Here is a 14,368-nt window from a genome sequence, read left to right as displayed (position 1 = left end):
TTCGTGATGGCCTTCCGCTATGGCGAGTACCACGACGGCCCCGATCCCCTTGCCCCGCCCTACGACGTGCGAGCGGCTCTCGACGAGATGGGCGACGCGATCCTGTCGGGATCCACGCCGGTCCATGCCCTGCGCGACCTGCTCAAGCGCGGCCTGCCCGGCGCGCAGGACCGCCGGGGGCTCGACGACATGCTCAGGGAGGTCCGCCGGCGCCGCCGTGACCTGCGCGAGCGCGGGCGGCTGGACGGCACGCTGGAGAAGGCACGGGCGCTGCTGGACAAGGCCATCGGGCAGGAGCGGGCCGAGCTGTTCCCCGATCCGTCCGACGACGCGAGGCTGCGTGAGGCCGGGCTCGACGGGTTGCCCGAGGACACGGCCAGCGCGATCCAGGAGCTGAGCACGTACGACTGGCGCTCTTCCGCGGCGCGCCAGACGTTCGAGGAACTGCGGGACCTGCTGCGGCGGGAGGTGCTGGACAGCCAGTTCAGGGGCCTGCGGGACGCGCTCGCGAACCCGGATCCGGAGGCCATGGAGCGCATCCGCCAGATGATGTCGGACTTGAACGACATGCTGGACAAGGACGCCCGCAGCGAGCACACTCAGGCGGACTTCGACGCCTTTATGGGGAAATATGGGGATTTGTTCCCCGAAAAGCCCCGCAACCTGGACGAGCTCGTCGACATCCTGGCCCGCCGCGCCGCCGCCACCCAGCGCATGCTGGCCTCGATGACCCCGCGCCAGCGCGAGGAGCTCAACAACCTGATCAACCAGACCCTCGACCAGGCCGGCCTCGCCGACCAGATGCGCCGCCTCGGCGAGTCCCTCTACGCCCGCCGCCCCGACCTGGCCTGGAACGCCCCGGAGCGCCTCACCGGCGAAGAACCCCTGGCCATGGGCGACGCCGTTACAGCCCTGGAGGAGCTGGCAGACCTCACCCAGCTGGAGACCGCCCTGCGCCAGGACTACCCGGGCGCACGGCTGGACGACATAGACGAGGCCGCCGTACGCCGTGCGCTCGGCCGCTCGGCCGTAGACGACCTGGAGGCGCTCAAGCGCATCGAACGTGAGCTGGAGGAACAGGGCTACCTCCTGCGCCGCCGCGGCAAACTCGAGCTCACCCCCAAGGCGGTCCGCCGCCTGGGCGAGACGGCGCTACGCCGCGTGTTCAACTCGTTGGACGCAGGCAGGCGCGGCGACCACGACCAGCACGACGCGGGCTCGGCGGGAGAGCTCACGGGCTCATCACGTCCGTGGCGCTTCGGCGACGAACAACCGATAGACGTGGTCCGCACGTTAGTGAACGGCGTCCGCAGCGGCGGCGTGGCCCCGGCGCGAACGGGCGGGCAGGTGGCCGTACGCCTCTCGGTGGACGACTTCGAGGTGGCCGAGACCGAACGCCGCACCGCCGCCGCCGTCTGCCTCCTGGTGGACCTGTCCTACTCGATGGCCCTACGCGGCACCTGGGCAGCCGCCAAGCAAACGGCCCTGGCCCTCCAGGCCCTAGTAGCATCCAAGTTCCCCCAGGACGCGGTCCAGATCATCGGCTTCTCCAACTACGCCAGAGTCCTGCAACCGGACGAGCTGGCGGGCCTCGACTGGGACATGGTCCAGGGCACCAACCTGCACCACGCCCTCCTGATCGCCGGCCGCCACCTGGACCGCCACCCCGACTTCGAGCCGGTGGTCCTGGTGGTCACGGACGGCGAACCCACCGCCCACCTCATGCGCAACGGCCGATCGGCCTTCGAATGGCCACCATCACACGAGACGCTGGAGCTCACGCTGGCCGAAGTCGACAAGATGACCCGCCGCCGCGCCACGATCAACATCTTCATGCTGGCGGCGGACGACCGCCTGAAGGAGTTCGTGGACGAGGTGGCCCGCAGAAACGGCGGCCGTGTCTTCTCGCCGAGCGCCGAACGCCTGGGCGAATACGTGGTCAGCGACTTCCTCCGCCTTCGCCGCTCCCGCTGAACTGTCGGTGCCAGGTGCCAGACTCGCTCACCATGAGCAACGATGTGCGCCTGAGGGATGTCGTGGAGGCGGACCTGGAGGTGTTCCTGGCGCAGGAGCACGACCCGGAGGCGGTGCGGAGGTCGAGGTTCACTCCCAGGCCCCGGGAGGCGTTCCTGCGCCACTGGACCACGCGAATCCTCGCCGACCCCACCGTCTACGTGCAGGCGATCATCGCGGACGGCGAGCTGGCCGGAAATCTCGTGGCCTGGTGGGAGGGCGACAAGCGTTTCATCGGCTACTGGCTCGGCCGCGAGTTCTGGGGCCGCGGCATCGGGAGCCGAGCGCTCGGGCTCTTCCTCCAGCAGGAGAAGACCAGACCGCTGTACGCCGACCCGTTCCACGCGAACACGGCCTCGGTCCGCCTCCTGGAGAAACACGGCTTCGAGCGCACCGGGACGATCCAGCACGGCGAGGACGAGCACATCATGCTCGCCTTGACGTAAAGCGCCGTGCCTTCCTGCTGCTGTGAGCCATTCGTGGATGGCAGTCCCGTTCCCGCGTGCGGGTGTTCCCCAGGGCGGCGAGGGCTACGCTCATCCAGCGTGACGGAAATCCAGCCGGAGTTGTGGCTCGATCGCGCGGGCACGGCCATTGCGTTCTATGAGGCGGCGTTCGGCCTCACGCTGTGACCTGCGATTGAGTTCTCGGCTGCTCGGACCCGGATGGCTCCGCGGCGAGTTAGCGACCTGAGGCGTTCAAGGCCGGTGGAGGGCGCGACACCGAGCATGCGAGGCAGTTCCGGTTTCACTTCCGCGCATCTGTCTGGAGAAGACGGATGATCTCCGAATCAAGTTCATCCACGTATGGACTAGCACCCCAGTTCCGGACATTCGTTCGATCCTTGCCTGCCATCGCGACCATTCGGTTGATAATTTCGGGCACTGACGTCCGCTGGAAGGGTATGCCGTGTCGAAGTTCGACCATGAACGCGTAGTGATCCACACCGGGCCGCGCTCCGGTCTGCCGGTCATCGTCGCCATCCATTCCACAGTGCTCGGCCAGGCGGTCGGCGGCTGCCGGGTGTGGCACTACGGCGACTGGCACGAGGCCCTCACCGACGCGTTGCGCGTGTCGGCGGGCATGACCGCCAAGTGCGCTGTCGCCGGACTGGCCAACGGCGGCGGCAAGACCGTCGTCGCTCTGCCGAACGGCATGCGCCTCGACGCGGCGCAGCGGCGCAACCTCCTGCATGACGTGGCCGACGTCATCGAGTCCCTGGACGGCGCGTACGCGACCGGCCCGGATGTCGGCACCACGCCCGTGGACATGGCCGTAATCGGCGACCGTACCCGCCATGTCTTCTGCCGGCCGCAAGAACAGGGCGGCAGTGGCGACTCCTCCCCGCACACCGCAGCCGGGACGCTCGCCGCCCTTCGCGCCACCCGCCGTCATCTTCACGGAGCCTCCAAGCTCCAAGGCTGTCGTCTCGCCGTGGTCGGCCTGGGCGGCGTCGGCGAAAAACTCGCCCGGATGCTTGCCGCCGAGGGTGCCCAGCTTCAGGTGAGCGACATCGACCAGGCCAAGCGGGTGCTGGCCGACCAGCTCGGCGCCGCGTGGATCGACCCCGATGAGGCCCTCACCCAAGATGTCGACATCCTTGTGCCCGCCGCGCTCGGCGGCATCCTCACCCAGCAGATCATCCCGAGGCTACGCTGCGCCGCCATCACCGGCCCCGCCAACAACCAGCTCGCCACTCCGGAAGTCGCCGAGCTCCTGCACCAGCGCGGCATCCTCTGGGTGCCGGACTACGTCGCCGGCGCCGGCGGTGTCATCCACGCCCTCACCGTCGAACTCCACGGCGGCACCCGCGACGAGGCCGCCGCTCGCATCCTTCAGATCGAGAACACCGTCCACACCCTCCTGGCCACTGCGGCCAGTGCGGGAATCACCCCCGCCCAAGCCGCACTCGAATCCGTCCAACACCGCATCAAAACATGACCGACGACTCCCCCGCTGCCTACGGCCTTATCCCCCGGGTTCAGGCGGTGACGTAGAAGTCGAGGGCGACGTCGAAGCCGTCGCGGCAGTTGCGGTGCGAGCGGTAACAAGGGCGCCAAGCCGAGCTGGCCCCCACGCCCACCCTGGCGTCGTTCAGGGCCGCCGGCACTCGTTCCGGCTTCGGTAGCAGGCCGTGGCCCAGGTAGCGGACGCCGTTCAGCTCGGTGTGCGTGCCGCGCCCGCCTGAGACGAAGCGCCCGAGGCGCCAGCCGCTCTCCTCGTCCCACACCAGCGCGCTCCCGTCGGACAGCTTGAGTGTGGCGTCGCGCGGGTCGCAGGGGCCTTCCCACCAGTCCGTCACTTCGGGTCCCAGCACGTCGATGACTTGCTGCACGTAGCTGATCGGCTGCTGCAGCCACTCGTCGGTGTACGGCTCGACGTGCCTGATGCCCACGAACGGCACCTCCTTGTGCCCTGAGGGTAAGAAAAGCGACGGCCAACCACCCTACCCGGGCCGAACTTATTCCGTTGCGCAGGCGTCTAGTCATTACGGACGATATTTACGTCCGGCACGGGGAAGGAGGGGTGTCCATGATTGCCGCAATTCTTCTCATCGTAATGATGGCCGTCGCCATAGTGGCCACGGAGCTGATCATGCGCTGCTCCGAGAAGAGCAAAGAGAGTGTCGACTCCCCCATCGAGATCACTGGGGACTAGTCTCTCCGGCATGTCGTCCCTGCTTCTCTGGCTGCACGTCGGCTTCGCGATCTTCACGATCGGCCCGGTAACCGCCGCGACGATGGCCGCGCCCCGTACCATCCGCAACAAGAACGTGCCCGCGCTGCAGTTCATCCAGCGCCTGACGAGGATCTACAGCCTCGGCACCCTGGGCGTGTTCGTGTTCGGGCTGGCGCTGGGCGCGGTCCTCGGCAACGGGCTGCTCGGCAAGTGGTACATGACGGCCTCGATGACGTTGTTCATCGTGGCCGCCGTGCTGCTCGTCATCATCGACCGCGACCTGCGCACCGCCGTCCGAGTGCTCTCCAGCGAGAGCGCGGACGACGACGCGAAGGTCCAGAACGGGCGGATCGCCGCGATCAGCGGCCTGCTGTCGGTGATCTGGCTGGTGATCCTGTTCCTGATGGTGGTCCCGACCGCCTGAAGCGCCGTACGCCTCAGCCGAGCGCCTGGATGAGGTCGGCGAGCAGGTCGTCGATCGTCTCGATGCCGACCGACAGCCGCACCAGGTCGCCGGGCACCTCCAACGGCGACCCGGCCACCGAGGCGTGCGTCATCCTGCCCGGATGCTCGATGAGCGACTCGACCCCGCCCAGCGACTCCCCCAGCGTGAACAGCTTGGCCCTGTCGCACACCGCCACGGCCTCCGCCTCGCCCCCCGCGACGCGGAACGACACCATGCCCCCGAACCGCCTCATCTGCTTCGCCGCCACCTCGTGCCCGGCGTGCTCGGCCAGCCCCGGATAGAGCACCTCGGTCACCCGCGGGTGGGCGAGCAGCAGGTCCACGACGCGTTCGGCGTTGTCGCAGTGTCGGTCCATCCGCACGCCGAGCGTCTTGAGCCCCCGCAGCGTCAGCCAGGCGTCGAACGGCCCCGCCACCGCGCCAATCGCGTTCTGGTAGTAGGCGAGCTCCTCGCCCAGCTCACGATCGGCCGCCACCAGCGCCCCGCCGACCACGTCGGAGTGCCCGCCCACGTATTTGGTGGTGGAATGCACGACGACGTCAGCACCCAGAGCGAGGGGCTGCTGCAGGTACGGCGACGCGAACGTGTTGTCCACCACCAGCAGCGACCCGTTGTCGTGGGCCAGCTGGGCCAGCGCGGCGATGTCGGCGATGCCGAGCAGCGGGTTGGTGGGCGTCTCGACCCAGACCACCTTCGTCTTCTGCGTCATCGCCGCGGCCACGGCGTCGAGGTTGTGCAGCGGCACCGGGTCGTAGTGCAGGTCCCAGCGGCTGTGCACCTTGGCGAACAGCCGGTACGTGCCCCCGTACGCGTCGTTCGGGATGATCACGTGGTCCTGCGGCTTGCACACCGTGCGCAGCAGGGTGTCCTCGGCGGCCAGCCCCGAGGCGAACGCCAGCCCGCGCGCCCCGCCCTCCACCGCCGCCAGCGCGTCTTCGAGCGCGGTCCTGGTGGGGTTGGCCGAGCGACTGTACTCATATCCGGAACGCAGTCCGCCCACGCCGTCCTGCTTGTACGTGGACGTCGCGTAGATGGGCGGCACGACCGCACCCGTCACCGGGTCGGGCTCCTGACCTGCGTGGATGGCCAGGGTCTCAAAACCGTTGCTCATAAAGGCAACGTTAACGGAAGTCGGCCCGCGATCCGTTCCCCTCCGGATCGCGGGCCGCTTACGGACACCGTTCCCCAACGGCGCCCGTGAGGCTCGCGCACCATGCCCGCGCGAGCCGGGTCGGTCAGGCCGCCTTGGGCTCGTGACGGTCCCCGCCTGACCTGGGCGGGAGCCGTACCGACTCCGTGTCATAGCGAGGCGGGAGCCGTAGCACGCCCGCCTCGACGAACCGGCCGCTGCCGCCCTCCGCGGGCTCCCCGTTGACGCGGGAGAGCATCACGGGGTCGGCGAGCGCGAGCAGCACTCCGACGACCAGCCCGACACCCAGCAGCGCGAACCCGATGGCCACCATTTCCTGTCCCCTTTCCGACATGTCCCAGCATCGGCGACGCACCCCGCCCGCCGCCTCCGCTGAAGGGCTGGTCTCCCGCGGGCTCTCTCGGCCGAACGGTTGATACGACTTGTCCGACTTCCGGCCTAGGCTCGGGCCGTGCGGGATTCCAAGCGCGTCGTGTACTGGATCCGCCGGCTGAGTGAAATCGCGATGCTCGGCTGGCTGGGCATGATGCTCATGCTCGACCTCGTGCTCGCGGCCTCCATCGGCGGCATCCAGTGGCTCGTGCCCTTCTGCGGCGCCAGCGGCATCGCGGCCGTGGTGTTGCGGCGCAGGCACCGGCTGGAGGGGTTCAGCCTCATGCTGGCCCTGTCGTTCAGCGTCTCCACGGCGATCGGGAGCAGCGGGTTCGTCGGCATCCCCGGCATGGCGGAGACCGGGTCGTTGCTCATCCTGCTCATCGGCGTGCTGCGGCACGCGGAGCCGGTACGCCGGGCGGCGGTGCTCGCGTGCGTCGGCCTGATCGTCCTGATGGCGGAGGCCATCGGGCGGGACTACCACAACTCGGGGCTGGCGTTCTCGTTCCTGCTGCTCGCGGGGTGGTCGATGGCCGCGGGCATCGGCGGCTACCTGCGCTTCCAGCAGGAGCGCCGGGTGGAGGCGGTGCATTCGGTACGCAAGGCCGAACGCCTGGAGCTGGCCAGGGAGCTGCACGACCTGGTCGCCCACTACATCACCGGCATCGTGGTCCAGGCACAGGCCGCGCGCACGGTCGCGGAGACCAGACCGGAGGCGGTGGTGCCGGCGCTGGACGCGATCGCCACGGCCGGGTCGGAGGCGCTGACGTCGATGCGGCGCATGGTCACGGTGTTGCGCACCGAGGACGACGCGGCCCGCAAGCCCGGCACCACGCTGGCCGACCTGCGGATGCTGACCGACCGGTTCTCCGCTGACGGGCCGAAGGTGGCGTTCGAGATCGGACCCGGGCTCGACGATCGAACGTTGCCGCCCGAGGTCATGACCACCCTGCACCGGGTGCTCCAGGAGGCGCTGACCAACGTACGCAAGCACGCGTCCCGCACGGCCTGGGTCGAAGCCGATCTGCGGCGCCACGAGCGGGCGGTGCTGTTGCGGGTACGGAATTTCGGGGCCAGCTCAGATCCGCGGGTTTCCCGACTTGGTGGCGGGTTCGGGCTGGTCGGGATGGCCGAGCGGGTGGAGGCGCTGGGCGGCCGGCTCTACGCGGGCCCGTCCCCCGAGGGCGCCTGGGAAGTGGTCGCCGAGTTCCCGCTGCCCTGAGGCGACGGCCCGCTCGAACACCTCGTCTCCCAGCACGGCACGCAGCCTGCGGGTGATCCGGTCGACGTCCCTGCGCTCAGCAGGCGGCAGCGGCGCACCAACGGCCAGCCTGACGGCCTCGGCCGCCCCGATCAGCCTGGCGGCCGTCACGGCCGTGCCGGCGAGATCGCCGTCGGCACGGAACACGACGGCGCCCGCCGCGAGGGGCAGTGCAGCGCCCGCGCCGAGGGACAGGTCGGCGTCCGCCGCGAGGGACAGGGCCCCGGCCAGTCCTTCGAGCGACAACGCGATCGCGCGGGGATCCCCGGTCGCGCGCGCGGCCTCGTAGCTCTCGCGCTGCCTGGCCAGCGCGAGATCCGCGTCGCCGCGCTGCTCGGCGGCGAACCCCAACTCGGCCATGACGAACGCGATCCCAGGCGTCCCCCGCGCCTCCCGCAGCCAGTCCAGCAGGGGCAGCAGGTACGCCTCCGCCCGCTCGTACCGACCCTGCCTCCGGGCGCTGATGGCCAGGCCGAGTATGGCGTTCTCCTCAGCGGACTTGTACGACTGCTCGACCGCCAGCCGCCTGGCCCGCTCGTGATAGTCGTCGGCCAACAGATAGTCCCCCGCCAGCAACGCGATCCGCCCCAGGCCTGCCAGCTTGAACGAGACCTCGAACCCCAGCTCCTCCGCCAGCCGCAACCCCTCCTTACGCAGCCGGCTGACCTCGGGGTAGTCGCCGCGGATCTCGGCCGCCCGGTCGAGCACGTCCATGGCCTCCAGCTGCCCCCATTCGTCCCCCAGCTCCCGGAACAGCGCCAGCCCCCGCTCCCCGTCCCGCTCCACCGCCGCCAGGTCGCCGCGGCCGATGGCGAGCTTGGCCCGCAGGCACAACGCCGCCGCGACCCCCCACCGATCCCCCAGCTCCTCGAACCCCGCCAGCGCCCGATCCGCCGCCGCCTCATGCGCCGGAAAGTCGCCGTAGGCCCAGCGCACGTGGCTCAGGAACCAGTCGGCCAGCGCCGTACCCGCCCGGTCGAGCTCGGCCCGGCGCACCTCCGGCGCGGGCATACCGATCAGCAACTCGATCCCCGCCAGCCAGACCGACGCCCTGGCCCCCAAGGCGCCGTCGACGGCGCTGTGCGCGGTCAGGGCTCGGCGGGCCTCGCGGAGCCTGCCGCGCAACACCCAGTACCAGGCGAGAGCGTTGACCAGGCGCAGAGCCTCGGGTCCCGCGAGGGCGAGCCGCAGGTTGGCGCTTTCCGCGTCGAGCCGTTCCAGCCATTCCCGCTGCCCGGGCCCCTTGAGGTCCGCCCGCTCCGCCAGCGCGGTGTAGTGGCGCGCGTGCCGCTCACGAACCAGCTCGAACTCGCCCACCTCGCGCAGCCGCTCCAGACAGTACGCCGCCACGGACTCCAACAGCCGGTAACGAGGCCCCGGCACCACCAGCGACCGGTCCACCAGCCTGGCCAGCGCGTCGAGCACGTCCACGCCCGGCTCCGCGCACACCTCCTCGGCCGCCTCCAGCGTGCACCCGTCGGCGTGTACGGCCAGCCGCCGCAACACCACCCGCTCCGGCCCGCTCAGCAACTCCCAGCTCCAGTCGATCATCGCCCGGAGCGTACGCTGCCTGGCAGGCGCATCCCGCATACCGGCGCTGAGCAGCCTGAACCGGTCATCCAGCCGGTCCGCGAGCTCCTGCACCCCAAGGGCCCGCACCCGGGTGGCGGCCAGCTCCAGGGCCAGCGGGATGCCGTCGAGCCGCCGGCAGATGGTGGCCACGGCCTCGCTCGGGGGAACGTTCGCCCGGGCCGCGAACAGCCGTACGGCCTCGGGCTCCGGCAGCGGCGGCACCACGCGTACGTGCTCTCCGGTCACCCCCAGCGGCTCCTGGCTGGTGGCCAGCACGCGAAGCCCGGGAGCGGCCCGCAACAGGGCCGCGACCAGCTCGGCCGCCTGCCCGACGAGGTGCTCACAGTTGTCGAGCACCAGCAGCATGCGCTTGCCCGCCAGCGCACCGGCCAGCCTGGGCGCCAGCGGCCCGGCGGCGTCGTCACGGACGCCCAGCGGGGCCGCGACCGCCTCCGCCACGTCCACCGCCCCCGCCAGCTCGACCAGCCACACCCCGTCGGGGAACGCCTCCTCCCTGGCGGCGGCCAGGGCGAGCACGGTCTTGCCGACGCCACCAGGACCCGTCAACGTCACCAGGCGGGAGCCGACCAGCAACTCGTGGACCTCGGCCAACTCCGCATCCCGGCCGATCAGATCCGTCAGAGGCGCGGGCAGGTTGGTGAGCGCCGCAGGACGGCCCTCGAGCGGACCGCGCACGAGGTCCGGGGCTGCCAACCTCGGGTCCTGCCGCAGGATCGCCTGGTGGAGCTCGGCCAGCGCAGGCGTCGGGTCCAGCCCCAGCTCCTCCCGCAACCGATCCCGCAACCCGCCGTAAGCCGCCAGCGCCTCGCTCTGGCGCCCGCTCCGGTAGAGCGCCCTCATGCGCAAGGCGACCAACCGCTCGCGCAACGGGTGCCGAGCGACCAGATCGCCCAGGTCAACAGGTTCGCCCAGCTCCAGATGTACCTCTGCCTGCTCTTCCAGCGCCGTCAGGCGCAGCTCCTCCAGGCGCGAAGCCGCGGCGCGGGCGAAGGGCGCGTCGGCGAAGTCGGCGTAGGCGGGCCCGCGCCACAGCGCCAGGGCCTGTCCGAGCTCGCCCGCCCGCGTCCGGGGGTCGGCGGAGCGGCGCTCGACCAGGGTACGGAAGCGGGCGGCGTCGGAATCGTGAGCCGCCAGCCGATAGCCCCCAGGCCCGTGCACGATCAGGGCGGGGTCGCCGAGGGAGCGGCGGAGCTGGGAGACGCGGGCCTGGAGGGTGCCGACCGGGTTACGGCCGGGGCGCGCGCCCCAGAGGTCGTCGATCAGCCGATCCGCCGAGACGGGACCGCCCCCGGCCGCGAGCAGGTCGGCCAGGAGCGCCCGCACCTTGGGCTCGGCCACCGGTACGGGCGAGCCGTCCTCCGTCCAGACCGCCAGCGGCCCGAGCACCCCGAAACGCACCACGTCATACCCAACCCGTAGCGGGGCCGAAGGATTTCCGTAGCGGCGTGTCCGAGGGTGGCGTCATGAGTCAAGTGACAGTGGTGGGACTCGGCCCGATGGGGTCGAAGATGGCCGAGACGTTCCTGGCGGCGGGCCATGAGGTGGCGGTGTGGAACCGTACGGCGAGCAAGGCAGAGCCGCTGCTGGCCAAGGGGGCCAGGAGAGCGAACACGGCGGCCGACGGCGATCTCCTGGTGGTCAGCCAGATCAGCTACCAGGCGATGTACGACAGTCTCGGCGACGCCCGGCTGGACGGAAAGGTGGTGGTCAACCTCAGCTCGGACACGCCCGGGGAGTTGCGCAGGGCCGCGGAGTGGGTGGCGGGGCGCGGCGGCACGCTCATCACCGGGGGCATCATGGTCCCGCCGCCCGCCATCGGCCTGCCCATGGCCTACACCTTCTACAGCGGGCCCGAGGACGTGGTCGACCAGCACAGGGGGACGCTGGAGGCGCTGAGCAAGGTCACCTATGTGGGCCCGGACCAGGGGCTGGCGATGATGTTCTACCAGGCCCAGCTGCTGATCTTCTGGTCCAGCCTCACCAGCCACATGCACGCCATGGCCATGTTGCGCACGGCAGGCGTGTCGCCGCTGGAGTTCGCGCCGTTCGCGCAGGAGTCGTTCACCCAGCTGGGCGGCGACGGGCCCATGGGGTTCGTCAAGTCCCTGGCGGAGGAGTTCGCAGCCGGGGTCTATCCGGGCGAGCTGAACTCCCTGCACATGCAGGCCGTCGGCATCGGCCACGCCGTGGAGGCGCTGGCGGAGGCCGGGGTGGAGACCACGGTGCCGGAGGCGCTGAAGAGACTCTTCGAGCGCGCCGACGCCGAGGGGCGCGGCCACGAGGGCCTCGGCACCGTGATCGAGTCGATCAGAAAGCCCTAGTGATTCGCGAGGAAGGCGAGCAGGTCCTGCCGGGTGATCATCCCGGTGGGCTTGCCCTCTTCCAGCACCACGGCGGCGTCGGCCTTCTCCAGCGCCTCGACCGCCCGCGCCACCGGCTCGCCGCTGCCGATCGTGGGCAGCGGCGCCGACATGTGATCGGCGATCGGGTCGTCGGAGGAGAGCCGGCCGTGGTAGAGGGCCTCGAGGAGGTCGCGCTCGACGATGGAGCCGACCACCTCGGCCGCCATGACCGGCGGCTCCTCCTTCATCACCGGGAGCTGGGACACCGAGTATTCGCGCATGATCGAGATCGCCGTGCTGACGGACTCGTACGGATGCACGTGCACGAACTCCGGCAGCCCAGGCCTCTTGCGCGCCAGCACGTCGCTGACCTGCCCCTCGTCGGAGGAGGTGGTCAGGAAGCCGTAGTCGGCCATCCAGTCGTCGTTGAAGATCTTCGACAGGTAGCCGCGGCCGCCGTCGGGCAGCAGCACGACCACCACGCCGTCCGGCCCGGCCTTGGCCGCCACCTGCAACGCCGCCACGACGGCCATCCCACAGGAGCCGCCGACCAGCAGCGCCTCCTCCCGGGCGAGCCTGCGGGTCATGTTGAACGAGTCCTTGTCGGACACCGCGATGACCTCGTCGCAGATCTTGGTGTCGTACGTGGCCGGCCAGATGTCCTCGCCAACCCCCTCCACCAGGTACGGGCGCCCGGAACCCCCGGAGTAGACCGAGCCCTCCGGGTCGGCACCGATGATCTTCACCCGGCCGTCGGAGACCTCCTTGAGATAGCGGCCCGTGCCGCTGATCGTGCCCCCGGTGCCGATGCCCGCGACGAAGTGGGTGACCCTGCCATCGGTCTGTTCCCACACCTCGGGTCCGGTCGAGTGGTAGTGGGAGTCGGGATTGTTGACGTTGGTGTACTGGTCCGGCTTCCAGGCGTTGGGCACCTCGCGGGCCAGCCGGTCGGACACCGAGTAGTAGGAGTCCGGGTGCTCGGGCGAGACGGCCGTCGGGCAGACGACGACGTCGGCCCCGTACGCGCGCAGCACCGCGATCTTGTCCTGGGCCACCTTGTCCGGCACCACGAACAGGCACCGGTAGCCCCTCTGCTGCGCCACGATGGCCAGGCCCACGCCGGTGTTGCCGGACGTCGGCTCGACGATGACGCCCCCAGGACGCAGCGCGCCGGACGCCTCGGCGGCGTCGATCATGCGCACCGCGATGCGGTCCTTGACCGAGCCGCCGGGGTTGAAATATTCGACCTTGGCCAGCACCTGGGCCGGCACTCCCGCGGAGACCTTGTGCAGCCGGACCAGCGGAGTGTTCCCCATCAGGTCGACCAGGGAATCGTAAACGCGCACCGAGGTGTTCACCTTCTTTGCCGAAGCTTGATCAGCTTGCCCGTGGCCGAGTCCCGGTGGGGGTGGCAGGCGCTCGGCTAGTTTTCAAGCAAACGCTACCGCCGAGTTCGACCAGGGAGGGCACTTACGTGGTCTGGGCAGCTGGCATGGCGCGGGCAGCACGTAAAATCGCCACCGCGGCGGCGCTCGGCGGGGGCGGGCTGACCGCCCTGGGAGCCACGGCGTACGGCCTGCTGATCGCCGAAGGCATGCTCGCGCGCAAGGCCATCGGACGTCCGCACGGCCTCGACGGCCCGGCTTCCGACGGCGTCTACGGCGATTTCACCGGCGAACCCCTCAAGCTGGCCATGTTGGGCGATTCCACCTCCGTCGGCCTCGGCATGACCGATCCCAGCCACACCCCCGGCGTCATGCTCGCGCACGGCCTGGCCGCCGTCTCCGAACGCCCGGTACACCTCCTCGTCGCGGGCAAGTCGGGCGCCCCGTCGTCGGAGCTGGGAGAGCAGGTGGACGCGGCCCTGGCCATGGAGCCCGACGTGGCGGTGATCTTCGTGGGCGCGAACGACATCATCACGCAGACGCCACCCGCGGTCGCCGTGCGGCATCTGACCAAGGCCGTGCGGCGGTTGCGGGAGGCGGGGGTCGAGGTGGTCGTGGGCACCTGCCCCGACCTCGGCACGGTGCGGCCGATCGCGCAACCGCTGCGCTGGGTCGCGCGCCGCTGGAGCCGCCAGCTCGCGGCGGCGCAGACGGTGGCGGTGGTGGACGCGGGCGGGCGGACGGTGGCGTTCGCGGACGTTCTGGGGCCGGAATTCGATACAAATCCGACAGAAATGTTCGGACCGGATCGTTTCCATCCATCTGACCGAGGTTACGCGCAGGCCGCTCACGCGGTGCTACCTTCAGTGTGCGCTGCGTTGGGGCTGTGGCCTGAGCCGCGCCCCGCACGCGGCGAAGCACTGCAACCGATCTACCTTGCGGCGGCTACGGCCGCGGAGGAGCCCGGCACCGAGGTCACCGCGACCCGGGTCGACGGACAGGAGACGGGCCTGCACGGGAAGTGGGCGACGTTGTTCCGCCGGAGGCTCGGCGAGTCGGTCAACGACGCTTGATCTTGGTTACCCTCCGCGCCTGAGTCGTCACTCC

General features: G+C 70.4%; 11 protein-coding genes and 1 pseudogene. 7 read left to right on the top strand and 5 right to left on the bottom strand.

Annotated features, from left to right (window positions below; translation table 11 throughout):
• Positions 1-6 precede the first annotated feature (6 nt).
• From ACFLIM_RS11855 to ACFLIM_RS11845, 3 genes are all read left to right on the top strand, one after another.
• Positions 7-1,974, top strand: a complete 1,968-nt coding sequence (locus ACFLIM_RS11855) for a vWA domain-containing protein (RefSeq protein ID WP_393164834.1) — start codon at positions 7-9, stop codon at positions 1,972-1,974.
• Between the two features lie 32 nt (positions 1,975-2,006).
• Positions 2,007-2,459, top strand: a complete 453-nt coding sequence (locus tag ACFLIM_RS11850) for a GNAT family N-acetyltransferase (RefSeq protein ID WP_393164554.1) — start codon at positions 2,007-2,009, stop codon at positions 2,457-2,459.
• Between the two features lie 463 nt (positions 2,460-2,922).
• Positions 2,923-3,954, top strand: coding sequence for a Glu/Leu/Phe/Val dehydrogenase family protein (locus ACFLIM_RS11845; RefSeq protein ID WP_393164553.1), 1,032 nt, complete (start codon positions 2,923-2,925; stop codon positions 3,952-3,954).
• Between the two features lie 40 nt (positions 3,955-3,994).
• Here the strand turns inward: ACFLIM_RS11845 and ACFLIM_RS11840 are convergent, their stop codons facing one another.
• Positions 3,995-4,408, bottom strand: a complete 414-nt coding sequence (locus ACFLIM_RS11840) for a DUF6292 family protein (RefSeq protein WP_393164552.1) — start codon at positions 4,406-4,408, stop codon at positions 3,995-3,997.
• Positions 4,409-4,681: 273 nt separating this feature from the next.
• Here ACFLIM_RS11840 and ACFLIM_RS11835 point away from each other — a divergent pair, with 273 nt between their 5' ends.
• Positions 4,682-5,116 (top strand): hypothetical protein, encoded by a 435-nt coding sequence (locus ACFLIM_RS11835; protein ID WP_393164551.1) that lies wholly within the window; start codon positions 4,682-4,684, stop codon positions 5,114-5,116.
• Between the two features lie 13 nt (positions 5,117-5,129).
• Here ACFLIM_RS11835 and ACFLIM_RS11830 read toward each other — a convergent pair whose 3' ends face one another.
• Positions 5,130-6,269, bottom strand: coding sequence for a cystathionine gamma-synthase (locus ACFLIM_RS11830; protein WP_393164550.1), 1,140 nt, complete (start codon positions 6,267-6,269; stop codon positions 5,130-5,132).
• 124 nt (positions 6,270-6,393) lie between these two features.
• Positions 6,394-6,621 carry a hypothetical protein gene (locus ACFLIM_RS11825; RefSeq protein ID WP_393164549.1) on the bottom strand — a complete coding sequence of 76 codons (228 nt, stop codon included), beginning with the start codon at positions 6,619-6,621 and terminating at the stop codon, positions 6,394-6,396.
• A 192-nt stretch (positions 6,622-6,813) separates the two neighbouring features.
• Between ACFLIM_RS11825 and ACFLIM_RS11820 the strand changes: the two are divergent.
• A pseudogene (locus tag ACFLIM_RS11820) lies at positions 6,814-7,836 on the top strand (sensor histidine kinase); the annotation flags it as partial.
• On the opposite strand, the gene ACFLIM_RS11815 reads toward ACFLIM_RS11820, so the two are convergent.
• The gene (locus ACFLIM_RS11815) at positions 7,759-10,935 is read right to left on the bottom strand and encodes a BTAD domain-containing putative transcriptional regulator (RefSeq protein WP_393164548.1); all 3,177 of its coding nucleotides are present in this window, start codon (positions 10,933-10,935) and stop codon (positions 7,759-7,761) included. The pseudogene ACFLIM_RS11820 and the gene ACFLIM_RS11815 sit on opposite strands and share 78 nt — an antisense overlap.
• 62 nt (positions 10,936-10,997) lie before the next feature.
• On the opposite strand from ACFLIM_RS11815, the gene ACFLIM_RS11810 reads away from it, so the two are divergent.
• A complete protein-coding gene (locus ACFLIM_RS11810) occupies positions 10,998-11,855 on the top strand; it encodes an NAD(P)-dependent oxidoreductase (protein ID WP_393164547.1) in 858 nt (285 codons plus the stop codon).
• On the opposite strand, the gene ACFLIM_RS11805 is transcribed toward ACFLIM_RS11810, so the two are convergent.
• Complete coding sequence (locus ACFLIM_RS11805; protein ID WP_393164546.1) at positions 11,852-13,222, bottom strand: cystathionine beta-synthase; 1,371 nt, start codon at positions 13,220-13,222, stop codon at positions 11,852-11,854. The two genes, ACFLIM_RS11810 and ACFLIM_RS11805, sit on opposite strands and share 4 nt — an antisense overlap.
• A 128-nt stretch (positions 13,223-13,350) precedes the next feature.
• Here ACFLIM_RS11805 and ACFLIM_RS11800 point away from each other — a divergent pair, with 128 nt between their 5' ends.
• On the top strand, positions 13,351-14,334 hold the full coding sequence (locus ACFLIM_RS11800; protein WP_393164545.1) for an SGNH/GDSL hydrolase family protein: 984 nt from the start codon (positions 13,351-13,353) through the stop codon (positions 14,332-14,334).
• The last annotated feature ends 34 nt before the right edge of the window (positions 14,335-14,368 follow it).

This window comes from Nonomuraea marmarensis (assembly GCF_043197025.1).
In the GTDB taxonomy this organism is placed as follows: Bacteria; Actinomycetota; Actinomycetes; order Streptosporangiales; family Streptosporangiaceae; genus Nonomuraea; species Nonomuraea marmarensis.
The sequence above is the reverse complement of the archived record's forward strand: the minus strand, read 5'-3'. Positions and strand labels throughout refer to the sequence as shown.

Coding starts and splice junctions, on each gene's coding strand:
- ACFLIM_RS11855 (WP_393164834.1), top strand. CDS start 7: ATGGCCTTCCGCTATGGCGAGTACCACGACGGCCCCGATCCCCTTGCC.
- ACFLIM_RS11850 (WP_393164554.1), top strand. CDS start 2,007: ATGAGCAACGATGTGCGCCTGAGGGATGTCGTGGAGGCGGACCTGGAG.
- ACFLIM_RS11835 (WP_393164551.1), top strand. CDS start 4,682: ATGTCGTCCCTGCTTCTCTGGCTGCACGTCGGCTTCGCGATCTTCACG.
- ACFLIM_RS11830 (WP_393164550.1), bottom strand. CDS start 6,269: ATGAGCAACGGTTTTGAGACCCTGGCCATCCACGCAGGTCAGGAGCCC.
- ACFLIM_RS11825 (WP_393164549.1), bottom strand. CDS start 6,621: ATGGTGGCCATCGGGTTCGCGCTGCTGGGTGTCGGGCTGGTCGTCGGA.
- ACFLIM_RS11810 (WP_393164547.1), top strand. CDS start 10,998: ATGAGTCAAGTGACAGTGGTGGGACTCGGCCCGATGGGGTCGAAGATG.